General features: G+C 72.0%; 22 protein-coding genes. 15 read left to right on the top strand and 7 right to left on the bottom strand.

Going from position 1 to position 23,632, the window contains the following annotated elements; genetic code table 11:
• The first annotated feature begins 78 nt into the window (after nt 1-78).
• From ACFO0B_RS05100 to ACFO0B_RS05085, 4 genes are all read left to right on the top strand, one after another.
• The gene (locus tag ACFO0B_RS05100; protein WP_378611110.1) at nt 79-411 is read left to right on the top strand and encodes a hypothetical protein; all 333 of its coding nucleotides are present in this window, start codon (nt 79-81) and stop codon (nt 409-411) included.
• Nucleotides 408-851 carry a roadblock/LC7 domain-containing protein gene (locus ACFO0B_RS05095; RefSeq protein ID WP_233019960.1) on the top strand — a complete coding sequence of 148 codons (444 nt, stop codon included), beginning with the start codon at nt 408-410 and terminating at the stop codon, nt 849-851. The genes ACFO0B_RS05100 and ACFO0B_RS05095 overlap by 4 nt, the downstream gene beginning before the upstream one ends.
• Before the next feature lie 192 nt (nt 852-1,043).
• The gene (locus ACFO0B_RS05090) at nt 1,044-1,964 is read left to right on the top strand and encodes a hypothetical protein (protein WP_378611109.1); all 921 of its coding nucleotides are present in this window, start codon (nt 1,044-1,046) and stop codon (nt 1,962-1,964) included.
• Nucleotides 1,965-2,036: 72 nt separating this feature from the next.
• A complete protein-coding gene (locus tag ACFO0B_RS05085; RefSeq protein WP_378611108.1) occupies nt 2,037-3,209 on the top strand; it encodes an MFS transporter in 1,173 nt (390 codons plus the stop codon).
• On the opposite strand, the gene ACFO0B_RS05080 is transcribed toward ACFO0B_RS05085, so the two are convergent.
• Nucleotides 3,153-3,800: a class I SAM-dependent methyltransferase gene (locus ACFO0B_RS05080; RefSeq protein ID WP_378611107.1), complete on the bottom strand. Its 648-nt coding sequence runs from the start codon at nt 3,798-3,800 to the stop codon at nt 3,153-3,155. The two genes, ACFO0B_RS05085 and ACFO0B_RS05080, sit on opposite strands and share 57 nt — an antisense overlap.
• A 215-nt stretch (nt 3,801-4,015) precedes the next feature.
• Between ACFO0B_RS05080 and ACFO0B_RS05075 the strand changes: the two genes are divergently transcribed.
• Entirely contained in the window at nt 4,016-4,780 is a 765-nt protein-coding gene (locus ACFO0B_RS05075; RefSeq protein ID WP_378611106.1) for a 3-hydroxyacyl-CoA dehydrogenase, read from the top strand.
• A gap of 102 nt (nt 4,781-4,882) precedes the next feature.
• Entirely contained in the window at nt 4,883-6,712 is a 1,830-nt protein-coding gene (gene fadD11, locus ACFO0B_RS05070) for a fatty acid--CoA ligase FadD11 (protein ID WP_378611105.1), read from the top strand.
• 138 nt (nt 6,713-6,850) lie between these two features.
• Here fadD11 and ACFO0B_RS05065 read toward each other — a convergent pair whose 3' ends face one another.
• Nucleotides 6,851-7,117 (bottom strand): hypothetical protein, encoded by a 267-nt coding sequence (locus ACFO0B_RS05065; protein WP_378611104.1) that lies wholly within the window; start codon nt 7,115-7,117, stop codon nt 6,851-6,853.
• Nucleotides 7,118-7,191: 74 nt separating this feature from the next.
• On the opposite strand from ACFO0B_RS05065, the gene ACFO0B_RS05060 reads away from it, so the two are divergent.
• Entirely contained in the window at nt 7,192-7,707 is a 516-nt protein-coding gene (locus ACFO0B_RS05060) for a DnaJ family domain-containing protein (protein WP_378611103.1), read from the top strand.
• 25 nt (nt 7,708-7,732) lie between these two features.
• On the opposite strand, the gene ACFO0B_RS05055 is transcribed toward ACFO0B_RS05060, so the two are convergent.
• On the bottom strand, nt 7,733-9,538 hold the full coding sequence (locus ACFO0B_RS05055) for a hydroxysqualene dehydroxylase (protein WP_378611102.1): 1,806 nt from the start codon (nt 9,536-9,538) through the stop codon (nt 7,733-7,735).
• Nucleotides 9,531-10,937, bottom strand: a complete 1,407-nt coding sequence (locus tag ACFO0B_RS05050; protein WP_378611101.1) for an NAD(P)/FAD-dependent oxidoreductase — start codon at nt 10,935-10,937, stop codon at nt 9,531-9,533. Before ACFO0B_RS05050 ends, ACFO0B_RS05055 begins: the two co-directional genes overlap by 8 nt.
• Before the next feature lie 2 nt (nt 10,938-10,939).
• Between ACFO0B_RS05050 and ACFO0B_RS05045 the strand changes: the two genes are divergently transcribed.
• The gene (locus ACFO0B_RS05045) at nt 10,940-11,776 is read left to right on the top strand and encodes a TetR/AcrR family transcriptional regulator (protein ID WP_378611100.1); all 837 of its coding nucleotides are present in this window, start codon (nt 10,940-10,942) and stop codon (nt 11,774-11,776) included.
• 566 nt (nt 11,777-12,342) lie between these two features.
• Nucleotides 12,343-12,717: a VOC family protein gene (locus tag ACFO0B_RS05040; RefSeq protein ID WP_378611099.1), complete on the top strand. Its 375-nt coding sequence runs from the start codon at nt 12,343-12,345 to the stop codon at nt 12,715-12,717.
• A 504-nt stretch (nt 12,718-13,221) separates the two neighbouring features.
• Here ACFO0B_RS05040 and ACFO0B_RS05035 read toward each other — a convergent pair.
• Nucleotides 13,222-13,779 carry a TetR family transcriptional regulator gene (locus ACFO0B_RS05035; RefSeq protein ID WP_378611098.1) on the bottom strand — a complete coding sequence of 186 codons (558 nt, stop codon included), beginning with the start codon at nt 13,777-13,779 and terminating at the stop codon, nt 13,222-13,224.
• Nucleotides 13,780-13,863: 84 nt separating this feature from the next.
• Here ACFO0B_RS05035 and ACFO0B_RS05030 point away from each other — a divergent pair, with 84 nt between their 5' ends.
• Genes ACFO0B_RS05030 through ACFO0B_RS05020 form a run of 3 tightly spaced genes read left to right on the top strand, consistent with a single transcriptional unit; the run spans nt 13,864 to nt 17,553 of the window.
• On the top strand, nt 13,864-14,325 hold the full coding sequence (locus ACFO0B_RS05030) for a DUF4334 domain-containing protein (protein ID WP_378611097.1): 462 nt from the start codon (nt 13,864-13,866) through the stop codon (nt 14,323-14,325).
• Nucleotides 14,322-15,410: an NAD(P)-dependent alcohol dehydrogenase gene (locus ACFO0B_RS05025; RefSeq protein WP_378611096.1), complete on the top strand. Its 1,089-nt coding sequence runs from the start codon at nt 14,322-14,324 to the stop codon at nt 15,408-15,410. The genes ACFO0B_RS05030 and ACFO0B_RS05025 overlap by 4 nt, the downstream gene beginning before the upstream one ends.
• 49 nt (nt 15,411-15,459) lie before the next feature.
• Nucleotides 15,460-17,553: an MMPL family transporter gene (locus tag ACFO0B_RS05020; protein ID WP_378611095.1), complete on the top strand. Its 2,094-nt coding sequence runs from the start codon at nt 15,460-15,462 to the stop codon at nt 17,551-17,553.
• A 48-nt stretch (nt 17,554-17,601) separates the two neighbouring features.
• On the opposite strand, the gene ACFO0B_RS05015 is transcribed toward ACFO0B_RS05020, so the two are convergent.
• A complete protein-coding gene (locus ACFO0B_RS05015) occupies nt 17,602-18,789 on the bottom strand; it encodes a PucR family transcriptional regulator (protein WP_378611094.1) in 1,188 nt (395 codons plus the stop codon).
• 175 nt (nt 18,790-18,964) lie between these two features.
• Between ACFO0B_RS05015 and ACFO0B_RS05010 the strand changes: the two genes are divergently transcribed.
• Nucleotides 18,965-20,215, top strand: coding sequence for a PucR family transcriptional regulator (locus ACFO0B_RS05010; protein WP_378611093.1), 1,251 nt, complete (start codon nt 18,965-18,967; stop codon nt 20,213-20,215).
• Nucleotides 20,216-20,225: 10 nt separating this feature from the next.
• Here the strand turns inward: ACFO0B_RS05010 and ACFO0B_RS05005 are convergent, their stop codons facing one another.
• Nucleotides 20,226-20,969, bottom strand: a complete 744-nt coding sequence (locus tag ACFO0B_RS05005) for a VTT domain-containing protein (protein WP_378611136.1) — start codon at nt 20,967-20,969, stop codon at nt 20,226-20,228.
• Between the two features lie 270 nt (nt 20,970-21,239).
• On the opposite strand from ACFO0B_RS05005, the gene ACFO0B_RS05000 reads away from it, so the two are divergent.
• Both ACFO0B_RS05000 and ACFO0B_RS04995 read left to right on the top strand, forming a co-directional pair.
• Nucleotides 21,240-22,574 carry a hemolysin family protein gene (locus tag ACFO0B_RS05000; RefSeq protein ID WP_378611091.1) on the top strand — a complete coding sequence of 445 codons (1,335 nt, stop codon included), beginning with the start codon at nt 21,240-21,242 and terminating at the stop codon, nt 22,572-22,574.
• Nucleotides 22,567-23,574 carry a hemolysin family protein gene (locus ACFO0B_RS04995; RefSeq protein WP_378611090.1) on the top strand — a complete coding sequence of 336 codons (1,008 nt, stop codon included), beginning with the start codon at nt 22,567-22,569 and terminating at the stop codon, nt 23,572-23,574. The genes ACFO0B_RS05000 and ACFO0B_RS04995 overlap by 8 nt, the downstream gene beginning before the upstream one ends.
• Nucleotides 23,575-23,632: the final 58 nt, after the last annotated feature.

Here is a 23,632-nt window from a genome sequence, read left to right as displayed (position 1 = left end):
GAGATCATCCGAAGGCGGAGCGATTCAGGGTGTGCGGTAAATATGAGGCTCGAAGATGCTCTGCGTGACGGAATGAGCATGGACGGTGCGATCGGCATCGCGCTCGTCGATATGCAGAGCGGGATGTTGCTGGCGAAGCAGGGCGGGAATTCGCTGTTCGATCTGGAGATGGCCGGTGCGCTGAACACCGAGGTGCTGCGGGCCAAGGGGCGCGCGGTGGAGGCGCTGCAGCTCGGCGACGAGGTCCAGGACATCCTGGTGACGCTCGGCACGCAGTACCACCTGATCATGCCGCTGGTGCGCAACGACGACGAACAGCTCTTCCTCTACCTGGCGCTGGACAAGGCCCGCGGCAACCTCGCGCTCGCCAGGCACCAGCTACGCAGAATCGAACAGGCGATCACGGTATGAGCGCACCCTTCCACCGGCCCGGCACGAGATCGCTCGACCGCACCGAGATCGCTTTGGGCGACCCGGAATTCGTCGGCAGGCTGCTCCAGCGGGCCTGCGACGAGATCTACGAGGTCGAGCACGCCGTCATGACCAGCAGGGACGGGCTGGTCGTCGCCTCCGACACGGCGTCGGCCGGCGTCGACGGCGGCGATTCCGTCGCCATGCGCGGCTCCGCCATGGCGGCGGCGGCCATCGGGATCGGTGACCACTTCACCGGGCTGCTGCACCAGGGACGGTTGCAGTCGACGGTCTTCGAGGCGGATCGCGGGTGCGTGGGGGTCTTCCCGGTCAGCTCGACGCTGCTGCTGGTGGTCACCAGTACGCCGGGGGTGAATCTCGGGCGGTTCAACGCGGCGGCCAAGCGGGTGCTCGGCATGCTGCTCGCGCCGACCTACTGAGCCGGTTTTCGACCACTTGGGCGCGGTGGTCGGCGTACACCGCTCGGTACGAGCGGCTCGGTGCTGCCATCGTGGTTCGGTGATGGATCTGCCGCTGGTTTGGTGGTGGATCTGCCGCCCACCCCCCACCGACCGCATCGCGGGCGAGGAGACCCGGCACGGGGGTTTCCCCGGGTGCGGCACAATGCGGACGTGTTCGAACTTCGCGCCGAGCCGCGCCCGGTCGACGGGCATGATCGTCTGCTCGACGCCGCGCCCGGATATGACGGGACGCTGGTGACCCTGTGGACCACCGACGCGGGGGCGGCGCTGCTCACCGCGCGCACGGAATCGCCTGGTGGAGCGTCGTTCCCGCTGACGAGGGCGGAGGAGCCGGTGTCGGCGCGGGTGGTGATTTTCGGCCCGGGGCCGCGCGGGGTGGTGCCGATCCACGATCTGACGATCGCGTTCCCGTCGGTGCGGCTGCTGCCGGACGGCGCCGTGCTGGTGGTCGGGCACCGGTGCCGCTGGTCGGCGAGCGGGCCGGAGCACAATGCGATGGTCGTGCTCCCGGACGGGACCGTGGAGTGCACGGGGGTGCTCGGCGACGGGATCGAGGATGTGGCGGTGTCCCCGTCCGGGGCCATCTGGGTGAGCTTCTTCGACGAGGGCGTGTTCGGCAATTTCGGCTGGGGCGGCGGCGGGCCGGAGCCGGTCGGGCACCCGGGCATAGTCCGCTTCGACCGCGCGCTGTGCCCGGTCTGGAGCTTCGACGGGCCGGGCATGGCCGACTGCTACGCCTTCACCCTGGCCGGCGACACCGCGTGGGCCTGCTACTACACCGACTTCCCGATCGTCCGGATCGCGGACGGGCGCACCACGCTCTGGCGCAACGACGAGATCGCCGGGGCGAAGGCGCTCGCGGTGTCGGGGGACCGGGTCGCGCTGTACGGCGGGTACTCGGGGGAGCGGGAGCGGCTCGCGATCGGCAGGGTGGCCGGGGACCGGTACGTGGTGGAGCGGGTCGAGCGGGTGCCGCTTCCCGGCTCGGGGCGGCTGGCGCTGTTCGGGCTCGGCGCGGAGCTGCACGCCGTCGTCGGCGGTTCCTGGTACGTGGCCTCGCCTTTCGGCTGACCCGGGCAACCGCCCGGGTGTACGCTCGCCCGACATCTGGACAAACGTCCAGCTCATCGCGGGGAGTCGGGTATGACGGAGCGCGTGCGGCCGGTGGCGGCCGCCTACGCCGCGCAGGGCTTCGGGTACGCCGCGATCGTCACGGTGCTGCCGGAGTTCAAGGAGCGGCTCGGGATCTCGGACACGGTGGTGTCGGTGCTGCTGCTCGGCACCGTCCTCGCGGCGGCGCTCGGCTCGGTCGCGGCGGAGGCGATCGCGGTGCGCTGGGGGAGCGGGCGGGCGCTGGTCGCGGCGCTCGGGGCGCAGGCGGTGGCGCTGCTCGGCGCCGCGCTGCTCGGGAGCCTGCCGCTCTTCGCGGTGGCGCTGGTGCTGTACGGGATCGGGCTCGGCGGGGTCGACGCCGCCTCGAACATGCAGGGGGTGCTGGTGCAGCGGCGGGCCGGACGGCAGCTGCTCGGGCGCTTCTACGCCGGGTACACGGCGGCGGCCGTCGCGGGTGCGCTGCTGGTCGCCGGGTTGCTCGCGCTCGACCTGCCCGCGGTGTTCGCGCTGGTCGCCGCGGCGGCGGTGCACGTCGGGGTGGCGCTGCTCGGCTTCGACCCGGAGCGTGCCGTGCGGCAGCGCGAGGATCGCGGGCCGCTGCCGTGGCCCGCCATCCGGATCGTCGGCGCGCTGATCTTCGCGGCCTTCGTGGTGGACGCGGCGGTCTCCACCTGGAGCACCGTGTACCTGGCCGACGGGCTCGGCGCGGTCGCCGCGGTGACCCCGCTCGGCTACGCCGCCTACCAGGCCGCCGTGCTCGGCGCGCGGCTGACCGTGGACGCGGCTGTCGTGCGGTTCGGCCGGGCGCCGGTGGCGCTCGGCGCGGTGGCGGCCGGGCTCGCGGGGTGCGTGCTGGTGGCGGCGCTGCCGCTGGTGCCGGGCGCGATCGCGGGGTTCGCGGCGGCCGGGCTGTGCGCGGGCGCGCTGGTGCCGATCGCGTTCAGCGCGGCGGGCGAGGTGCGGCCGGAGCGCTCGGACGAGATCGTCGCCACCGTCAACCTCTTCAACTACGCGGGCGCGCTGGCCGGGGCGGTGCTGCCCGGCCTGATCTCGGCCGGGCCCGCGCTCCGCGCGGCCTTCCTGCTGCCCGCGGTGTGCCTGCTGCTCGTGCTGCCGCTGGTGCGGCGGGTGGACCGGCTCGCGCGCTCAGCTCCGCTCGACCTCGGCGATCCAGGCGGCGGCGTCGACCAGCCCCTCCGGTGAGACCGCGAGCCCGGCGACATCGTCCGCGACCACCGGGGTGACCCGGCCCAGGTAGCGGGCGGGTTCGAGGGAGACGAGCCGCCAGCCGTCGGTGAAGGCGCCGCGCACGATGTCGGCGCCGATCCGCGGGCCGAAGCCGGGCTCGGCGTCGGAGAGCGCGAGCAGCCGCAGCACCCCGCCCGGCCGCAGCACGCCGTGCAGCGAGCGGACGTAGCGCGCCCGCTGCTCCGGCTCCGTGCCCCAGATGTGGAAGAGCGCGCTGTCCAGCACGGTGTCGTAGGCGCCGGCGAAGTGCGGGCCGAGCGCGAGCGCGTCGGCGACCGCGAACCTGGCCTCCGGCACGCCCTTCGCCTCGGCGTTCCGGCGGGCGAAGCCGACGGCGCTCGGCGAGAAGTCGACGCCGAGGACGTCGTGGCCGCGCGCGGTCAGCAGGATGGTGTGCTCGCCGGCGCCGCAGCCGATGTCGAGCACCCGGCCGGTGAAGCCGCCGGCGCGCTCGAGCTCGGCGATCGCCGGCTGCGGGCGGCCGATCACCCACGGTGCGGTGTCGTCGTCGTACACGGAGTCCCAGCGTTGGGTGGCCTCGGTCATGGCTCCACCGTGCAACCTGTACCGCGCTCGAGGTCAAGGGGTGTGTTATAAATAGAACCTGTTATAGGTGAATGCAGCCGAACATCGGTGCCGCCGAAATGGCATTCTCGCACTTACGCTATGCGAATCACTGTTTACTTGTTGCCGTCGCGATGGATACTCTCGGTGGCACGGCCGATGTCGACCACGCGCGGCCGGAGCGGAAAGGAACTCCCATGCAGATCGACAGCAACCTCGTCGCGCTGGTCACCGGTGGCGCTTCCGGCCTCGGGCTGGCGACCGTCGAGGAGCTGCACGCGCAGGGTGCGAAGGTCGTCATCGTCGACCTGCCCTCCTCGCCCGGTGAGACCGTCGCCGAGGAGCTCGGCGACGGCGTCGTGTTCGCCGCGGCCGACGTCACCGACGAGGAGCAGGTGACCGCCGCGCTGGACGCGGCCGCCGAGCTCGGCCCGCTGCGGATCGCGGTGAACTGCGCCGGGATCGGCAACGCCATCAAGACCGTCGGCAAGCAGGGCGCCTTCCCGCTCGCGGCCTTCCAGAAGGTGGTCAGCGTCAACCTGATCGGCACCTTCAACGTGATCCGGCTGGCCGCCGAGCGTATCGCCGCCACCGAGCCGGTGGGCGAGGAGCGCGGCGTCATCATCAACACCGCCTCGGTCGCGGCCTTCGACGGGCAGATCGGGCAGGCGGCGTACTCGGCCTCCAAGGGCGGCATCGTCGGGCTGACGCTGCCGGTCGCGCGCGACCTCGCGAGCCTGAAGATCCGGGTGCTCACCATCGCCCCCGGCCTCTTCCACACCCCCCTCTTCGCCACCCTGCCGGACGAGGCCATCGACTCGCTCGGCGCGCAGGTGCCGCACCCCTCGCGGCTCGGCAACCCGGCCGAGTACGGCGCGCTGGCCAGGCACATCGTGGAGAACCCGATGCTGAACGGCGAGACCATCCGGCTCGACGGCGCCATCCGCATGGCCCCGCGCTAGGTCTTCCCCCGCGACCGCGGCCGGGGCGATCCGGCCGCGGTCGTCGCCTGTCCGCTGAGTGCAACATTGCAATGCAATGTGTTGCGATGTACGTTCTCCGGTGTGACCCGAACCACCGATCACCCCCGCTTCGACACGCTGGTCGCCGCCTTCCAGCACACCGCGACCCGCGCACCGGACGACATCGCCCTGCGCACCCCCGGCGACACCACGACGCTGACCTGGCGCGATTACGCCGCCGAGGTACGCGCGGTCGCCGCCGGGCTCGCCGCGCTCGGCGTCCGCAGGGGCGACACCGTCGCGCTCATGATGGGCAACCGGGTGGAGTTCTATCCGCTGGAGGTCGGCGCGCAGCACCTCGGCGCCACCTCGTTCTCCGTCTACAACACGCTCGCGCCCGAGCAGCTGGCCCACGTGCTCGGCAACTCCGGTGCGCGCGTGGTGATCTGCGAGCCGCAGTACGTGCCGCGGCTGCGGGCCGGCGGCGCCGAGCTCGACCACATCGTCTGCCTCGACGAAGCGCCCGACGGCACCGTCGGGGTCGCCGCGCTGATCGCGGGCGGCGACCCGGCGTTCGACTTCGAGGCCGCCTGGCGGGCCGTCCGCCCGGACGACGTCGCCACGCTCATCTACACCTCGGGCACCACCGGCAACCCCAAGGGCGTGGAGACCACGCACGCCGCGCTGCTCTTCGAGTCCTACGCGGTGGCGGAGGTGCTCGGCATCCGGTACGGCGACACCATCACCTCCTACATGCCGACCGCGCACATCGCCGACCGGCTCACCGCGCTCTACTTCCAGGAGGTCTTCGGCACGCAGGTCACCTGCGTCGCCGATCCGACCGGCATCGCGCCCGCGCTAGCCGAGTTGCGGCCCACCATCTGGGGCGCGGTGCCCCGGGTCTGGGAGAAGCTGCGCGCCGCGGTGGAGTTCGCGGTCGCGGCCGAGCCGGACGAGCAGAAGCGCGCCGGACTGCGGTGGGCGCTCGAGGTCGCCGGGCGGCGCGGCGCCAGGCAGCTGGCAGGCGCGCCGGTGCCCGAGGAGCTGGCCGTCGAGTGGCAGCGCGCCGATGCGCTGGTGCTCGGCCCGCTGCGCGCCGAGCTCGGGCTGGACCGGGTGCGCTGGGCCATGTCCGGCGCCGCGCCCATCCCGCCGGAGACGCTCGGCTTCTTCGCCGGGCTCGGCATCCCGATCGCCGAGATCTGGGGCATGTCCGAGCTGGCCTGCATCTGCAGCGTCAGCCACCCCGACGACGCCAAGCTGGGCAGCGTCGGCACGCTGCTGCCCGGTATGGAGGCTCGGGTCGCCGACGACGGGGAGCTGCTGGTGCGCGGGCCGCTGGTCATGAAGGGGTACCGCGGCGAGCCGGAGAAGACGGCCGAGGCGATCGACGCCGACGGCTGGCTGCACACCGGTGACGTGGTCACCATCGACGACGACGGGTTCCTGCGGGTGGTCGACCGCAAGAAGGAGCTCATCATCAACGCCTCCGGCAAGAACATGTCGCCCACCGCGATCGAGAACGCGCTCGGGGCGGCGACGCCGCTGATCGGGGTCGTGGCGGCGATCGGTGACGGGCGGCCGTACAACACCGCGCTGGTGGTGCTCGATGCCGAGACGGCGCCCCGCTACGCCGGGCAGCACGGGCTGGCCGATGCCTCCGCTTCTGCGCTTGCCGCCGATGCCGGGGTTCGCGCGGCGATTGCCGCGGGTATCGCCGCCGGGAACGCGAAGCTGGCTCGGGTGGAGCAGGTTCGGCGGTTCCGGGTGCTTCCGGTGTTCTGGGAGGCGGGTGGGGACGAGCTCACCCTGACCTCGAAGCTCGAGCGGCGGGTGATCGCGGAGAAGTACACCGCGGAGATCGAAGGGCTCTACGCCGCGGAGCCGTCCGCCGACGTGCTCGAGCCGGAGGGGGTTCCTGAGCCGGTGTGAGGCTGCCTGGTCCGAGCCGCGCGGTCGTTGTGCGGCCGCCGGGTTCGGTCGGCGACGCGAGCCGCGTGGGCGACGCCGTCCGGTCGGATCAGGGGCGGGTGCCGCGCGGGCGGTCGCCGAGGCGCCGACCGGCGGCTTTCACCTGCTCGGCGCGTTCCGAACAAGCGACATCAGCTCGCCGACCACACCGGAGCCGATCTCGACCTCCGCCGCGGCGACGTCACCCGCCGACCCCATGAGCTCCCAGGCGCTGCCTGCCCCGAGCGGCGGCCAATCGGAGAGGTAGTCGCCGATTCGATACCGCGTCAGCCAGCCGAGCGCGGCGGTCAGCAGGACGACGACACCGAAGTCCAGCGACCAAGCGGCGATGCGCCTGCCCGGCGTGACGATCGCGGCGTGCTCCATGCCGTCCGATCGTGCCGGGTGCGGCGAAGTCGCGGCGTCGCTCGTTCGGACGACAGTTTTCGTACCCTGGACGCATGGGCGCAGACGGAAGCGCGGGGCGGAAACCGGCGCGGCAGAGCTTCGAATCCTGGGTGGACAAGCAGGTCAGGGAGGCCGAGGAGCGCGGGGAGCTGCGAAACCTGCGCGGCTCCGGAAAGCCGATCCCCGGTGCGGGGGCTCCGGTGCAGGAGGATGCCTGGCTGCGCGGCTACCTGCAGCGCGAGGGCGCGGATACCGGCCTCGTGCTGCCGACCCCACTGCTGCTGCGCCGCGATGCCGAGCGGATCGGGGCAACGGTGCGCGACTGCACCACCGAGGAGCAGGTGCGCGCCGAGGTCGTCGCGCTGAACCGGCGGATCGTCGAATACCTGCGGATTCCGTCCGGACCGGTGGTGCCGGTGTCCACCGTGGACATCGAGGCGGTGGTCGCGGAGTGGCGGCGCGAGCGCGAGGAGCAATGCCGCGCGGCCCGCGCCATCCCGAAGCCGGCCGCATCGGCGCCACCGAAGGCACAGCGCCGGTGGTGGCGCCGCCGAGCAGCCGGGTCGTAGCCCTGCCGCTGCTCGCCGGGCCCCCTCAGAAATCGAGAATGTGCGGCAACCCGGCCCGATACCGATCCCGATCCAATGCCTTCGGCCCCTCGAACGCGGGCAGCGCGACCAGCGGGAAGACATCGGCCCGCGGCTGCGGATCATCGGCCGCGTCCATGACGGCATTCGCCACCATCCGCCCTGATTCGTTCGCCCCCTCCATGGTCGCCAGATCGATGTGACTTCGCACGTGATCCCCACCGAAGAACAGATTGGGGATCCCGCAGTGCGCGTTCGGCCGGTTGTCGTAGGAGCCGATGGTGTTCACCAGCAGCGGCGTCTCGTTGTAGGCGACCCCGCCGGACCAGCTCACACCTGGATCGAGGTGCCAGGAGTGAATGTCCTCGTCCCGCAACCACCCCGTACCGGTGTTCAACCACTCCTTCAACTGCGCCCACACCTCGATCGAGATCTCCTCGGCCGAACACTGTTTCGCCGTGCGACCGAAGACGATGCCGGGCGAGTCCCAGTCCGAGATGTCCACCGAGAGGCACTCGACGGCGGAACCGTCGCCGTAGCGGGCGGGGAAGTCGCCGACCCACATGGGCGCCTGGCGCAGCGCGGTGAGCGCCCAGGGCGAGCCGAGCGCGGCGATGTGCCCCTCCGGCATGCCGGTGGTGCGGCGCAGGAAGTACTGGATGCCGACCATCCAGTCGGTGAGCAGCTGACTCATGCCGCCGAGCTGCGGGTCGGCGTCCAGGATGTCGCCGGTGAGCAGCGGGACCGTGCGGTCCACCGGGATCGCGCAGACGTAGTAGTCGGCCTCGACGGTCCTGCCGCCGACCGTCGCCGAGCTGATGACCCCGTTGTTCAGGTTCAACCGGGTCAGCTTCTGCCCGAGCACGAACTGCACCCCGCGCGACATGAGGTAGGCGACCCACGGGTCGATCCAGGCCTCGTTGGTGGGCCGGTTCAGGATGCGGTCGACACCGCCGGAGAACTGCGGGATGGCGCCGGTGGCGGCGAGCACCAGCGCCTCGCCGATGGTGCCGATGGTGCGCGCCGAGCTCAGGTGCGGTTTGGCCGCGACGGTGATCCGGGTCAGCGCGCTCACCAGATACTCCCGGTAGGCGTGCGACTTCCCCTCGGCGCGCATGATCTGCTGCCAGGTGACGTACTCCCACTGCCCGAACCGCCGCTCCTCGCAGGAGCTGAACCACATCGTCATCTGCTTGCCGAAGAAGGCGAGCTCGTGCGGCGGCAGCTCGGGCAGGAAGCTGAACGCGCCGATCATGGTGTTGGCCAGCAGCTCCGGGGTCAGCTGGTCCAGCGCGCCGATCTCGATCGGGGCGAAGAGCGGCGGCTTGCCGCGGAAGCCGGCCACCGTGCCCTCGACCCGGATCAGGTTGTCCCGCACGCCGTTCGGATTGCCGGGGAACGGGATGCGCGCCATCGTGTCCGGGACGTTCTGGTAGCACCCGGGGAAGAATCGGAACCCGTGCTCGCCGGGCAGATCCATCCGGCCGCCCCGCCCGGTGCCCGGCACGCCCATGCTGCGCGCCTTGCCGCCCAGGTAGGCGGGTTCGTAGACGGTGACCCGGTAGCCGCGCTCGACCAGTTCGTGCGCGGCCGACAGCCCGGCCATGCCGCCACCGAAGACCGCGACGGAGCGGCCGCCGGTGTGCAGCGCCGGGCTGCGTGGCGCGGGGCTCGCCTGGGCGGGGCCGGCCGGCGCCGCGCCAACGGCGACGACGGCGCCCGCGGCCAGCACGCCGCGCAGCACATCGCGGCGGGGAACGGTGGTGGACGGGCGGAGCTCCGGCAACGGCATTGTCGCTGGCAGGTCAGGCATGGTCGTCTCCTGGCGAGGACGGGGTGAGCGCGGGTTCGGCGGGTCGGGACGGGGATGGCGATCGGCGGTGCGCCCGGCGACGGATGTCGCGGGCCTCGGCGAGCTCGGCGACGGTGTCGCGGGCGGTGCGCGCGATGTCGGCGAGGACCGGGAGCGGGTCGGCGCGTGCATTCCAGAGCGCCCGCAGCGCAAGCTTTCCCGCCCGCTGCGGGGTGTAGAAGGAGCCGGGGTCGACGGTGCGGGAGAAGATCGCGACGACGGTCTCGGAGATGGCGGGGTCGGTGTCGGCGGCCCGGTAGAGCGCGTGCTCCAGCGGGCTGATGGTCTCGCCGCGGGCGAGCTTGTTGGTCCACTGGTAGATGTCGACGCAGTCGCGCACCCTGGTCTGCTCCCAGTCGCGCAGCGCGCGGTCCAGCCGCTCCGGGTGGTCGAGCACCGGGGCGGCGGCCTCGCCGAGCAGCCTGCCGTAGCGCAGCGCGTCCCGGATGCCCTGTGCCGTCACGGGATCCTTGAAGTGCCCCGCGTCGCCGGGGAGCGCCCAGCCCGGGCCGCTGGAGTGGCGGAAGTACGAGGCGATGTCGGTCGCCGAGCGCACCCGGCCCACCTTCGTGCAGCCGTGCAGCCGCTCCACCAGCTCCGGGATGTTCCCGATGGCCGCGGCGTAGCGGGCCTCGGCCGCGCCTGCCCCCGCGCGCTCCCCGGTGGCGGCGGGCTGGACCAGGCAGAGCAGCAGGCCGTCGTCACAGGGGAAGGCGGTGCCGAGGTCGCTGCCGCTGCGCCACTGCGCGGCGATGTGCCGCCAGTCGTCCCTGGTGTCCCTCCAGTAGGCGTAGTAGCAGTCGCGACCGCTCGGCCGCTGCGCGAACGGCTCCTCGACGCCCGCCAGCCGGGCAACCGTGCTGCGCCTGCCGTCCGCCCCGATCACCAGCGCCGCGCGCAGTTCGGTTTCGGCGCCGTCGGGGTCGATGTACCGGACGCCGGCGCAGCGCTCGCCGTCCCAGAGCAGGTCGGTGACCCGGCAGCGCTCGCGCAGCTCCACCCCCGCGGCGATCGCGGTGCGCAGCAGCGCGGCATCCAGCCCGGTCCGGCGCACGCACATGGCGTAGTCGATCTCGCCGACCGCGGGGAAGCGCGACGCCACCTTGTAGCCGGCGATCGCCGCCATGGCGTGCGTGAGCTTCGGCGCGCCGATCGCGGCGACGGCGTCGAGTGCGCCGAGGCGCTCGATCTCGGCCAGCCCGGAGGGCCAGAGCAGGTGCGTGGAGAGCGTGTCCGACGGGAAGCGGGCGGCATCGATGGCGACGACCCGGCGGCCGGCCTTCGCCAGCGTCAGCGCGGCCGCGCTGCCCGCGCAGCGGGCGCCGACGACCACGACGTCCGCGTGGTCGATAGTCGTCACGGATGGAGCAGACATGGGACCGCCTCGACGCTGAGATCACCCGGTCAACGGCCCTTTTCGAGGTCGGTCACCGAGTCTCGGACACTATGTCCGATAAGGGTGAGGGCCGGGTGGGAAAAAGTCAACGACGGCGCGCGGAGGGGCAGAATGGACCCCATGCGCGAATCGAATCGACGGATGACGAGCCCGGCGTGCCCTCGCTGACCCGCGTACCCCGCACCGCACGGAAGGGTACCGACGACCGGCGCGCGGAGTTCGAGCAGCGCGTTCTCGCGGCGGTTGAGGAGTTGCTGGCCGATGGCACCCCGTTCACCGAGATCGCGGTACAGCGGATCGCCACCGCCTCCGGCTCGGCCCGCTCCACCTTCTACCGCTACTTCCCCGACAAGAGCAGCCTGCTGATCCGCATGGCCGAACTGGCCACCGCCGACCTCTTCGCCGCCGCTGAGCAGTGGTGGAGTTCCGCGCACACCGACAAGCAGGCCGGCGTCATCCGTGCCATGCGGGCGATGATTACCGGTTTTCGCCAACATCGTTTTCTGCTGCTCGCGCTGAACGAACTCGCTGCTTACGACCGGGATGTTCGCGAGTACTGGCACACCCGGCTCGCGTTCTTCATGGAAATGGTCCGGGCCCGGTTGGACGCCGATCGGGCCGCGGGGCGGATCAGCGCGGCCATCGATCCGGCCGCCACCGCCATCGTGCTGACTTCGATGGTCGAGCGGTCGATCACCGTCACCTTCGGCGCGCCCACCGGAGTCGGGGACGAGGCGCTGGCCGAGGCGCTCGGCCGCGGGATCTGGTTCACCGTCTACGGTGACGCGCCCGGCCGGAGCTAGAGTGCCCCGGCGTCAGCCTGGAAACGGGTAGTCGCCGGACAGGTGATCACCGATCTGCCTGCTCCCGACAATGGCCGCCCGATGTAGGTGTTCTCGTACTGCTGGCGCACTTCTCCGATCAGTAAGTCAAACCCGGTCATTGACTGGGCCTGACTTATTCTTCTCGCCCTGGCCCCGCAACCCCCGTTTTGGCTCTGGGTTTGCGGGATGCCGGCCTGCTCGTGGTTCCGATCCACGCGGCGCCGAGGTCACGCGGGGCCGGAGCGAGGTGCACGCCGTGGGTCCGACTCCGTCGACGATCAGCCGGTCCCCGGGCGCCGGGGCGCTGCGGACGAAGGTGAGCGCGGTCTCGACCACCGGCCGCGCGATCGGCGGTACCAGGTTCACCGGCAGCCGCAGCGCGTAACCGTGCTCGTGCGGCGCGCGCAGGCGGGTGATCCTGGCCTGCATGCCGGGGCTGTCGGCGAGCAGGTGACCCAGGAACCGGTATGGAAACGAGTGGAGTCCGGCCCCGACAGCACGGTTGGATGACTGCCTACGGCCGCTACGCGGCCCCGCGAACATGGATGGAGCCGACGATGCCGATCGCCACACTGCGGGGCGTGACTCTGGACTGCGCCGATCCCCGGGCTCTGGCTCGGTTCTACCAAGAGCTGACAGACATGCAGCTCGGTCACGACTCTGAGGAGTTCGTCGCCCTGACCGATGGTTCGGGTCGCGACCTGGGCTTCCAACAGGTCGACGGGTACCGGGCCCCGCGGTGGCCCGGTCAGGACGTGCCGCAGCAGCTGCACCTGGACCTCGAGGTCGCCGACCTCGACGCGGCGGAGAAGGCCGCGCTGGAGTCCGGCGCGGTCAGGCCGGACCACCAGCCGGGCGGCGACCGGTGGCGGGTACTGCTCGATCCGGCCGGTCACCCGTTCTGCCTGCTCGTCGGCTGAATAGCAGGAGGAAGGTCACCGGCTGCGCCTGCACGTCTTCGGTCCCGGCTACCACGATCGCCCCCACAGAGCTCGGCACCGGCATCGATGTCGCGAGCCTGCGTGCGGTACAGGTCCGCCAGGAACGAGTCGGGGCCAGCTACGCGCTGCATCGCAGCGCTATTCACGCCGATGGCTGCCAAGACCGGCGAGTCCCGGTGGCAATACGGGGGCCACCACCGAATCCCCGAAGCTGCTGCGAGAAGCACCTGTCCCCGCAGCGAGTTCGAGGATGAGTGGCAATTCCTTGCCTCTCTCTCGATGCGCTCGACCTGAACGCGAGCACGACCCTGAGCGATCCGGTGGACTCGTCACTACCCGATGACCCGCAATTGAAGTGCAGCGCCGCGTCGCACCGAGTCGTCACAGAGAAGAGCCAGGGGCAGAGTGGCGCTGGGCAAGGTGTAGACACCCGCCGTGTGGCTGGCGTCCGGCCGTTCGGACGATGGCCAGCTTCGAGGTTGCCTACGGTGCGACCAGGCGGCGGACGGCGAGAATGACGGCCGAGCGCTGCCGCTCGACCGCGCCGTCCGACTTCCGTGCCTGCACCGCGTGCGTCGCCGCCGTGCGGGTCAGATCGGTGAGCATCCGGAGCAGCGCAGCGGGGGTGAAGTCGGCGGTGACGAGCCCGTCCCGCTGACCGCGCCGCACCTCCTCCAACTTGGACATGGTCGCCCGCCGCAACACCGCCTCGACCCGCGGATCCAGCGCCTCCAGATCCGCCCATGCCTGCAACCTCGCGTCGTCGGGGTGCGCGACGAAGTGGTCGAACAGCCGACCGGCGTACCCGGGCAGATCCTCGGCGCGCAAAGCGGTGCTGGTCGTGGTCTCGGTGGCCCACTGCTCGGTGACCGCGGCATACAGCTCGGTCTTCCCCGGGAAATACGCGTAGAGCCGATCCTTGCTGGCATGCGCGTCGGCCGCGATCCGATTGATCCGTGCCCCCGCTACGCCGTGTCGCGCGAATTCCGCGCGTGCGGCGGTGAGAATGCGTTCCCGGGTGGCGTGTCCTGCTGCGCGCATGCCGAGATCCTATCTTGCCGAACCATCCGGTTCGGCTCTACGCTGCTGCCGAACCAATCGGTTCTGAACCGGAGGAGCAGGGTCATGGGCGAAGTGCGGTGGCAGCAGTTGCGGGCGGAGAGCGGCGGGGTCGCCCCGGCGGAGCTGGACGATCTGTGGGCCCGGCTGAAACCCGCCCGCGCCGAGGACATTCTGGGTGAGTGGAAGGGGGATGCCTTCCAGACCGGGCATCCGCTGTGCCGGGCGCTGCCGAAGAGCCGCTGGTACGGGAAGACCTTCAATGCGCTGAACGATGCCAAGCCGCTCATCTGCCGGGCGGAGGACGGGTCGCTCTTCTCCAATGTGGAGCTGGGCGGGGGCGAGGCGACGCTGTGGAACATCGAGTTCCGCGGTGAGACCACCGCGACCATGGTCTACGACGGTCGTGCGGTGTTCGATCACTTCAAGTGGCTGGACGACCGCACCCTCATGGGGATCATGAACGGTCGGCCGGAGCTGGTGCTCGCCGACGGGCAGTTCTTCTACTTCCTGCTGGAGCGGGTGTGAAGACCGGTGCGCTGCTCTCCCGCGATCCGGGCGCGCCGTTCGAGCTGGCCGAGGTGCAGGTCGACACGCCGCTCGGCACCGAGATCCTGGTGCGGATCACCGCGTCCGGCGTCTGCCACACCGACCTGATCTCGCGCGCCGCCGGTGCGGCCGACCGGCCGGTGCTGCTCGGCCACGAGGGGGCGGGCATCGTCGAGGCGGTGGGCGACGCGGTGACCGACGTGCGCCCCGGCGACCACGTGGTCCTCACCTTCCGGCACTGCGGCCGCTGCTCGAACTGCCTCGCCGACCGCCCGGCCTACTGCCGCAAGGCGACCGCGCTGAACAACTTCGGCCGCCGCGCCGAGGGCGGGCCGCGGGTGACGCTGGACGGCGCGCCGGTGCTGGACGGTTTCTTCGGGCAGTCCAGCCTGGCCGGGTACGCGCTGGCCACCGAGGACAACACCGTCGTGGTCGAGCCGGATACCGACCTCACGCTGGCCGCGCCGCTCGGCTGCGGCTTCCAGACCGGCGCGGGCGCGGTGCTGAACGTGCTCGCGCCCGCCCCTGGCTCGCACTTCGTGATCTACGGCGCGGGTGCGGTCGGCATGGCCGCGCTGCTGGCCGCCCGCGCGCTGGACGACGTCGCGATCACGGTCGTGGAGACCTCCGCGGCCAGGCGGGCGCTGGCGCTGGAGCTCGGCGCTCGAGCGGCGCTCGACCCCGCCGAGACCGACATCCCGCCGGCCGTGCGCGACAGCACCGGCGGCGGCGCCACGCACGCGCTGGAGACCACCGGCATCCCGGCGGTGCTCGGCGGCGCGGTCGCGGCGCTGGCGACCGGCGCCACCGTGGTCGCGGTGGGGCTCGGTGCCGGCGTGCCGCCGGTCGACCTCGGTGACCTGGTGCTGAACGGCAAGTCGATCCGCGGCTGCCTGGAGGGCGACTCCATCCCGCAGGTCTTCATCCCGAAGCTGCTGCGCTGGCAGCGCGAGGGACGTTTACCGCTGGAGCGGCTGGTTACCACCTTCCCGTATACCGAGATCGAGGCCGCCCTGGCGGCGCAGCGCGCCGGCGCGGTGGTCAAGCCGGTGCTCACCTGGTGACTCAGATCGTTACGTTGCTTAACAGTTAATTTTCTGAAAGAGTGGCGTCGTGCGTTTCTGGGACCGGCACGCGGCCGTGGTTTCCGCGAAGAAGTCATGGTTGCTGCTGGTAGCGCTGCTACTGGCGGGCATCGCCGCCATCGGGCTGATCGGCTCGAACGATTCGGCCGGTCAGGCGCCGAATTCGCTGCCGGACAGCGCCGAGTCGGCGCGCGCGGCCGTCGCGCTGGACGAGTTCCCCGGGGCCGACGTGGCCGCAGCCATCGCCGTGGTCACCCGGACGGACGACGGGCAACTGACCGACGCCGACCTGGCAGCCGCGGGCGCGGCCCTGGACCGGATGCGCGCCACCGGCGTGGTGCGGGCGGACGGCCCGGCGGCGCCGATCATTCCCGCCCCGGACGGTGCGGCGGCGCTCGGCCAGGTGCCGGTGGACGCCGCGCTCAACGGCTTCGCGCTCACCGACGCCGTCGCCGAGCTGCGCACGGCCGCCAAGGACGGCCTGCCCCAAGACCTGACCGTTCAGGTCACCGGCGGTCCCGCCTTCGGCGCCGATATCGCCGACTCCTTCTCCGGCGCCAATGTGACGCTGCTCGGGGTGACCGCGCTGGTGGTCGCGATCCTGCTGATCGCCACCTACCGGTCGCCGGTGCTCTGGCTGGTTCCGCTGCTCGTGGTCGGGCTGGCCGATCGGGTGGCTACCTCGGTCGGCACCGGGCTGGCCGAGCTCACCGGGCTCAGCTTCGACGGGTCGACCTCCGGCATCACCAGCGTGCTCGTCTTCGGCGCGGGCACCAACTACGCGCTGCTGCTGGTCTCCCGGTACCGGGACGAACTGCACCGGCACGCCGACCACCGGGAGGCGCTGCGGCTCGCGGTGCGTCGCGCCGGCCCGGCCATCCTGGCCAGCAATGCCACCGTGGTGCTCGCGCTGCTGGTGCTGCTGCTCGCGGTGCTGCCGAACACCCGCAGTCTCGGTGCGCTCGCCGCAGCCGGGCTGGTGGTGGCCGCGGTCTTCGTGCTCGGTGCGCTGCCGCCCGCGCTCGCGCTCTGCGGGCGCAAGATCTTCTGGCCGTTCGTGCCGAAGGTGGACGAGCGGGACAGTGCGACCGAGGGCATCTGGCACCGGGTGGCGGCCGGGGTGGTGCGCAGGCCGGTGCTGGTCGCCGCGACCTCGCTCACCGCGCTCGTGCTCTGCGCGCTGGCGCTGCTCGGCGCTCGGGTCGGGCTTTCGCAGACCGAGCAGTTCCGGGTCAGCGCGGAATCGGTGGACGGGTTCGACGCGCTCGCCGAGCACTTCCCCTCCGGCGCGGCCGATCCGACCACTGTGGTCGCGCGGGCCGCTGCCGGCGCCGCGGTGCAGGGCGCGCTGGAAGGTGTCGACGGCGTCGACCGGGTGACCGCCGCGGGAGACTCCGACACCGGACTCCGGCGCTGGAGCGTGGTGCTCGAGGCCGCGCCCGCCTCGGACGAGGCCTTCGCGACGGTCGAGCGGTTGCGCGCCGCGGTCGCCGGGATCCCCGGTGCGGAGCCGCTGGTCGGCGGTAGTGACGCCGAGGCGCTGGATGTCAGGGATGCCGCGCAGCGCGACCAGAAGGTGGTCATTCCGCTGATCCTGGCGGTGGTCTTCCTGGTGCTGCTCGCGCTGCTGCGCGCGGCGCCTGCGGCAGTGCTGCTGGTGGCGGTGACGGTGCTCAGTGCGCTGGCCGCGCTGGGGGTCGGCAGTCTGCTCAGCATCCACGTCTTCGGCTTCCCGGCCTTCGACACCAACACGCCGCTGTTCGCGCTGCTCTTCCTGGTGGCGCTGGGCGTGGACTACACCATCTTCCTGGTGACGCGGGCGCAGGAGGAGACGCCCGAGCACGGCACCACCGACGGCATGGTGCGCGCGGTCTCCGCCACCGGCGCGGTGATCACCAGCGCGGGTGTGGTGCTCGCCGCGGTGTTCTGCGTGCTCGGGGTGCTGCCGCTGATCACGCTGACCCAGCTCGGGATCGTGGTGGGCATCGGCATTCTGCTCGACACCTTCCTGGTGCGCACGGTGGTGATCCCGGCGCTCTTCGCGATCACCGGGCCGCGCATCTGGTGGCCGAACGCGCTCGCGCGCAGCACAGCCCGGCCGGAGCCGGTGGGCCGCGCGTAGCTGCTGCGGCGCGCAGTCGGGCGACGACGCCGAGCCGGCCGGGCAGGCTCAGCCCGGCGGGCGGCCGACCCCGTGCCAGAGCAGAAGCTCCAGCGCTACCGCCACGTGCACCGAATTGCTGGCGAGCGGCCGGGGTAACAGCTCGTCGGCGCGGGCGAGCCTGCGCAGCAGCGTGTTCCGGTGCGTGTAGAGCCGGGTCGCCGCGCGCGAGGCGTTGCACTGCTCCTGGACGAAGGTGAGCACCGAGTCGCGCAGCTCCCGGCTCGCGTCGGCGAAGCTCCCCAGCGTCTGCTGCACGAACCGCGCCGCCTGCTCGGTGTTCTCCGCGAGCAGCGCCGTCAGCTGCACGGCGGCGAAATCGGCCAGCCTGCGGTCGGGCAGCCGAGCCAGCACCCGCTGGGTGGTGAGCGCGTCCCGGTGCCCGCTGCGGAACCCGTCCAGCCCGAAAGCCCGTGAGCCGACGGCGATCCGCACCCCGGGCAGCCGATCCAGCGCGGCGCTGAGGATGGCCGGGTCCGGCACCGACGGTCCCGGCGCCCACAGCCACAGCGTGGCGGCGGAGTGCGGCACCGCGAGCACCTCGGGCGCGCCGACCGAGCGGGCGAAGGCCTCGGCGACGGCGGCGTCCGGCAACTCGGCGCCGTCGGTCCAGGCGATGGCCGCGGTGTGGTACCGGTCCAGCGGGTAGCCGAGCAGGCTGCCCGCGTCGGCGACGTCGGCCTGGTCGCCGTTCAGGAGCCGGGTGACGAGTTCGCGGCGCGCCGGGTCGGTGCCCTCGTCCAGCGCGGCGCGCTCGACCGACACCACCGTCATCAGCGCCTCGATGATGCCGTCGATGTAGCGGGCGATGGAGGCCGCGGTCACCTCCAGCACCTCCTGGAGTTCCTGTGGGTCCGAGGTGATCTCGAAGACGATGGCCATCCAGCGCTGCCAGGCGACGGCCTGGCCCGCCCGGTACGCCTCCAGCGCCGACTCGTTGAGCCCGAGCCGGGCGGCGCCGCGGGCCAGGTCGAGCTGCTCCCGGTCCAGCGCGACCGGGACGGGGGCGCCGGGGTCGCGGATGTTCGCGGTGGTCCAGTGCAGCATGTTCGCCCGGTTCACCCGGCGCACCGCGGCCATGAGCAGGGGGTTCTCGGCGTAGGGGCGGATGCCGTCGGCACCGAGCGTGGCGGAGTGCAGCTCCTCGAGCCAGTCCGGCGGCACGGTGAGCGCGACTTCGGCTCCCTGTCGGATCAACTCCCGCGCGCGTGCCGAAGGTTGCCGTACACCCGAGCCGACCGCCGATCCCACCGGTGCATTGTGCACCATCGAGCGCCCGATCCGGTGCGGAATCGATCTTGGCCGCGGGGGAGGGGCACGGAAGCATGAAGGGTCTTCGCGGGCGCCCGGGATTCCCGCCGGAGAGGACGGTATGACCATCGAACAGCAAGTGGCGGAGCGCGATCTGGTGGTCTCCGGCCGCCCGGCCTCCACCCACCTCGGCGACGTCCGCACCATGTCGCGGCAGGTGGTCAGGCACTTCGTGAGCACCGTCGCGACCTGCGGCACGCTGCCGGGCGAGGCGATCAGCGGGGACGTCACCGCGGTGACCAGGGTGTGCCTGGAGCTCGCCGCGCGGATGCTGGACGGTGACGCCTCCCCGGAGAAGTCCGACCGGCTGCGCACCGCCGCCGCCGAGTGGGCACGCGAGGGGATCCCGATCGACACCATCCACCACGCGGTGCACGAGGGGCTCAAGATGGCCTTCGACCGGATCAGCGCCAACGCCACCGTCCGCGACTACCGGTCCATGGTCGACATCGCACGCCGCTTCCTCGAGATCGTGGACAGCATCACCTCCACCGTGGCGCTGGCCTATGTGCGGGAGCTGCGCGGCGTGGTGAACGAGCACCACACGGCGGTGCACACGCTCACCTCCGCGCTGCTCGGCGGGCACAGCTCCTCGACGATGGCGCGCGAGTGCGGGATCGCGGTGGCGGACTCGTACCACGTGCTCGCGCTCGCCGTCCCGCCGCACCGCGACGAGTCCGACCCGGCGCTGGACCGCGCCGTCGTCGCCCGCCGCAAGCTGCGCCGGGTGCAGGCCGAGCTGGCCCGCCGCTGCGGCGACCACGCGCTGGCGCTGCTCAGCGTGGACGGCGGCACCGTGCTCATCCCCGAGCGGCACTTCGACCCGGAGCGCGCCGACGAGTTCGTCGAGCAGCTCTCGGCCGCGGCCCAGGTGCCGATCCGGGCCACCCTGGTGCACAGCGCCACCGACGACATCCCGGCGTCGGCGGACCGGGCGCACGAGCTGCTCGACATCGTGACGCGCCTCGACCTGGTCGGCGGGCTCTACCGCTTCGCGGACCTGGCGCTGGAGTACCAGCTCACCCGCCCCGGCCCGGCGCGGGCCACCCTCGGCGCCGTGCTCGACCCGCTGGACGACAGCCCCGAGCTGCTGGAGACGCTGCGCGTGCACATCAGCAACAACCTGAACCGGCAGCGCACCGCGCGGGTGCTCTACGTGCACGCCAACACCATCGACCACCGCTTCAAACGCATCGGCCAGCTCACCGGCTTCGATCCGGGACAGGTGAAGGGCCTCTGGTACCTGCGGTCGGCGCTGGTGGCGCGGAGCTACCGGACGGGGGCGGGCGGCGAACCGGCCCGCACCCGCTGAACCGGCGCGCTCAGGGGCGCTGCTGCCCGGTCTCGATCGGCAGCACCGCCGTCGCCTCCGGGTCGACGCCCGCGGGCTCCTCGTCCTTGCCGCGGCCGCGGAAGCGCTTGAGCATCTCCCAGAGGATCGGCAGCACCGAGAGGAACACGATCAGCAGGAAGATCAGGTCGACGTTGTCGCGGATGATCTCGATCTGCCCGAGCAGGTACCCGAGCATCGTCACGCCCGACCCCCAGAGCACGCCGCCGACCACGTTGTAGGTCAGGAAGACCGGGTAGTTCATCTTCGCGGCGCCCGCCACCAGCGGCGCGTAGGTGCGCACGATGGGGACGAAGCGGGCCAGCACGATGGTGATCGGGCCGTGCTTCTCGAAGAACAGCGTCGCCTCGACGATGTACTTCTTCTTGAAGATCTTGGCGTCATCGCTCTTGAAGAGCTTCATGCCGCCGCCCCGGCCGATCGAGTATCCGACCTGGTCGCCGAGGACGGCGGCCACCGGGATCAGGATCAGCAGCAGCCAGAGCGGCGCGAACGGCTCGATGTCGGCGGACTTGCCCGCGACGATCAGCCCCGCGGTGAAGAGCAGCGAGTCGCCGGGCAGCAACGGGAAGAGCAGGCCGGACTCGATGAAGACCACGACAAGCAGCCCGATCAGCATCCAGGTGCCGAACGAGTTGAGCAGGTTCACCGGGTCGAGGAACCCGGGCAGCAGCGCCAGATTCGTCACATCGGAGGCCAGAACGGTTTCGGGGATCGAAAGCACGAGGCCACCGTACCGAATACCGGGACGATCGATCCGCCCCGATCGGATGCGAGGTTTGCCACGGGGGTGCTGCGGGCACTGTCTCGAACACCCCGAACGGCCTCGGGCACCGGAACGGTTGGGCGATATGCCCTATTCTGGTGCTGTCGCCGCAGGGCGGCACTCCCCGCGGATCCTCGAGCGAAAGCAGGTCATGAAGCGCCGCACGCGCCGTCGAAAACCCGAACCGCCCCGATCCGGGCCTGAACCCGGAGCACTCCGATGCTGACCGTCGCGACCATCGCCCTCGGCATCGTGGTCGTGCTGGCCATCACCGCACTGACCGGCTACTTCGTCGCCCAGGAATTCGCCTACATGGCCGTGGATCGCTCCCGGCTCACGGCGCGGGCGGCAGGCGGGGACGCGAGCGCGGAGCGCGCGCTCACCGTCACCCGCCGCACCTCCTTCATGCTCTCCGGCGCCCAGCTGGGCATCACCGTCACCGGCCTGCTGGTCGGCTACGTCGCCGAGCCGCTCATCGGCCGCGGCATCGGCGACCTGTTCGGCGGGGCCGCGATCGCGGTCGGCGTCGGCGCGCTCGCCGCGGTGGCCTTCTCCACCGTCGTGCAGATGGTGTTCGGCGAGCTCTTCCCGAAGAACCTGGCCATCGCGAAACCGGAGCCGGTGGCGCGCGCGCTCGCGCTCTCCACCACCTGGTACCTGCGGCTCTTCGGCTGGCTCATCAAGCTCTTCGACGCCGCCTCCAACCTGCTGCTCCGGCTGCTGCGGATCGAGCCGGTGCACGACGTCGAGCACTCGGCCACCACCCGCGACCTGGCGCACATCGTCGCCGAATCGCGGGACGCCGGGGAGCTGCCGAAGCGGCTCTCGGTGCTGCTGGACCGGATGCTCGACTTCCCGACCCGCACCGCCGAGCACGCCATGGTGCCCCGGCCCCGGGTGGACACGGTGAACGCGGGCGACCCGGTGCTGGAGGTGCGCGCCCTGATGGGCCGCGGCCATACCAGGTACCCGGTGATCGGGCAGACCAGCGACGACCTGATCGGCATCGTGCACCTGCCCGACCTGCTGGCCGACACCGTCTCCGGCACCGCGGGCGAGGCCGCGCGGCCCGCCGTCGTCGTGCCGGAGACGCTGCCGCTCACCGAGGTCCTGGACCGGCTGGTCGAGGCGGGCGAGCAGATGGCGCTGGTGGTGGACGAGTACGGCGGCTTCGCCGGGCTCGTCACCGTCGAGGACATGGCCGAGGAGCTGGTCGGCGAGCTGTCCGACGAGCACGACCCCGCGATCGACCCGGCCACCGTGCGCCGGGTGGACGGCGGCTGGCAGCTGCCCGGCGACATCCACCTGGACGAGGCCGAGCGGGTGCTGGAGCGGCCGCTCCCGGCGGGCGACTACGAGACGCTGGCCGGGCTGGTGATCACCGCGCACGGCGGGCTGCCCGAGGTCGGCGAGACCGTCGAGGTGCCGCTGCCCGCCGAGCACGACCCGCTGCACCCCGACCCCGAGCGGGCGCTGCTGCGGGCCGAGGTGATCGCGATCGGCAAGCACGTGCCGTCCGCGCTGTTCGTGAAGGTGGTGCCGTCCGATGGATGATCCGCTGATCGTCGCGCTGGTCACCACCGCGCTGATCGCATCGAGTGCGTTCTTCGTCGCGGTGGAGTTCGCGCTGATCGCGGCGCGGCGCAACCGGCTGGAGGACGCCGCGGTCAACAGCCGCGCCGCGAGGGCGGCGCTGCGCAGCGCCACCGAGCTCTCGGTGCTGCTGGCGGGCTCGCAGCTCGGCATCACGGTCTGCACGCTCGCGCTCGGCGCCATCACCAAGCCGGCGGTGCACCACTGGATCACGCCGGGGCTGGAGTCGATCGGCGCGCCGTCCGGGCTCGCCGACGCCGGCGGTTTCGTGCTGGCGCTGTTCGTCGTCACCTTCCTGCACCTGGTGATCGGTGAGATGGCGCCGAAGTCCTGGGCCATCGCGCACCCGGAGCGGTCGGCGATCCTGCTGGCGATTCCGATGCGCGGGTTCATGTGGTTCACCCGGCCGGTGATCGTCGCGCTGAACCGGCTGGCCAACCGCTGCCTGCGGCTGGTCGGTGTGCAGCCGGTGGACGAGGTCGCGGCGCGGCAGGATCCGGAGACGCTGCGGCACCTGGTCGAGCACTCGGCGACGGTCGGCGCGCTCGACCAGCACGACCACCGCAGGCTGGCCGCCGCGCTGGAGCTGGAGGACCGGACCGTCGGCGAGATGGTCGACGCCGGGGCCGAGCCGAGCTCGGTCCCGGCGGACGCCGATCCGGCGCGGATCCGGGACCGGGCCCGCGCCGCCGGGCACCTGCGGCTGCTGGTGACCGAGAACGGCGCGATCATCGGCGTCGTGCACGCCAGGGACACGCTCTGTGCCCCGGACGGTGCCCGCGCCCGCGACCTGATGCGGCCGGTGCCGGTGCTCACCGCGCAGACCCCGGCGTATCAGGTGCTGCAGACGCTGCAGGACTCGCGCAACCACCTCGCCCTGGTCTACCGGGACGAGCGGCTGCTCGGCGTGATCACGCTGACCGACATCCTGCGCGCGCTGATGCCGACACGGACGGCCTGAGCGAAACGAGGAGCGGGCCGGGTTCGTCTCGAACCCGCCCCGCCGCCGTTCCTCGTGT

The organism is Nocardia jiangsuensis (assembly GCF_042650385.1).
Lineage (GTDB): Bacteria > Actinomycetota > Actinomycetes > Mycobacteriales > Mycobacteriaceae > Nocardia > Nocardia jiangsuensis.
The sequence above is the reverse complement of the archived record's forward strand: the minus strand, read 5'-3'. Positions and strand labels throughout refer to the sequence as shown.

Excerpts from the sequence above, each read along its gene's own strand:
- ACFO0B_RS05100 (WP_378611110.1), top strand. The coding sequence starts at position 79 with ATGGACGGTGCGATCGGCATCGCGCTCGTCGATATGCAGAGCGGGATG.
- ACFO0B_RS05095 (WP_233019960.1), top strand. The coding sequence starts at position 408 with ATGAGCGCACCCTTCCACCGGCCCGGCACGAGATCGCTCGACCGCACC.
- ACFO0B_RS05085 (WP_378611108.1), top strand. The coding sequence starts at position 2,037 with ATGACGGAGCGCGTGCGGCCGGTGGCGGCCGCCTACGCCGCGCAGGGC.
- ACFO0B_RS05080 (WP_378611107.1), bottom strand. The coding sequence starts at position 3,800 with ATGACCGAGGCCACCCAACGCTGGGACTCCGTGTACGACGACGACACC.
- ACFO0B_RS05075 (WP_378611106.1), top strand. The coding sequence starts at position 4,016 with ATGCAGATCGACAGCAACCTCGTCGCGCTGGTCACCGGTGGCGCTTCC.
- ACFO0B_RS05065 (WP_378611104.1), bottom strand. The coding sequence starts at position 7,117 with ATGGAGCACGCCGCGATCGTCACGCCGGGCAGGCGCATCGCCGCTTGG.
- ACFO0B_RS05060 (WP_378611103.1), top strand. The coding sequence starts at position 7,192 with ATGGGCGCAGACGGAAGCGCGGGGCGGAAACCGGCGCGGCAGAGCTTC.
- ACFO0B_RS05055 (WP_378611102.1), bottom strand. The coding sequence starts at position 9,538 with ATGCCTGACCTGCCAGCGACAATGCCGTTGCCGGAGCTCCGCCCGTCC.
- ACFO0B_RS05045 (WP_378611100.1), top strand. The coding sequence starts at position 10,940 with ATGGAGCAGACATGGGACCGCCTCGACGCTGAGATCACCCGGTCAACG.
- ACFO0B_RS05040 (WP_378611099.1), top strand. The coding sequence starts at position 12,343 with ATGGAGCCGACGATGCCGATCGCCACACTGCGGGGCGTGACTCTGGAC.
- ACFO0B_RS05035 (WP_378611098.1), bottom strand. The coding sequence starts at position 13,779 with ATGCGCGCAGCAGGACACGCCACCCGGGAACGCATTCTCACCGCCGCA.
- ACFO0B_RS05030 (WP_378611097.1), top strand. The coding sequence starts at position 13,864 with ATGGGCGAAGTGCGGTGGCAGCAGTTGCGGGCGGAGAGCGGCGGGGTC.
- ACFO0B_RS05010 (WP_378611093.1), top strand. The coding sequence starts at position 18,965 with ATGACCATCGAACAGCAAGTGGCGGAGCGCGATCTGGTGGTCTCCGGC.
- ACFO0B_RS05000 (WP_378611091.1), top strand. The coding sequence starts at position 21,240 with ATGCTGACCGTCGCGACCATCGCCCTCGGCATCGTGGTCGTGCTGGCC.
- ACFO0B_RS04995 (WP_378611090.1), top strand. The coding sequence starts at position 22,567 with ATGGATGATCCGCTGATCGTCGCGCTGGTCACCACCGCGCTGATCGCA.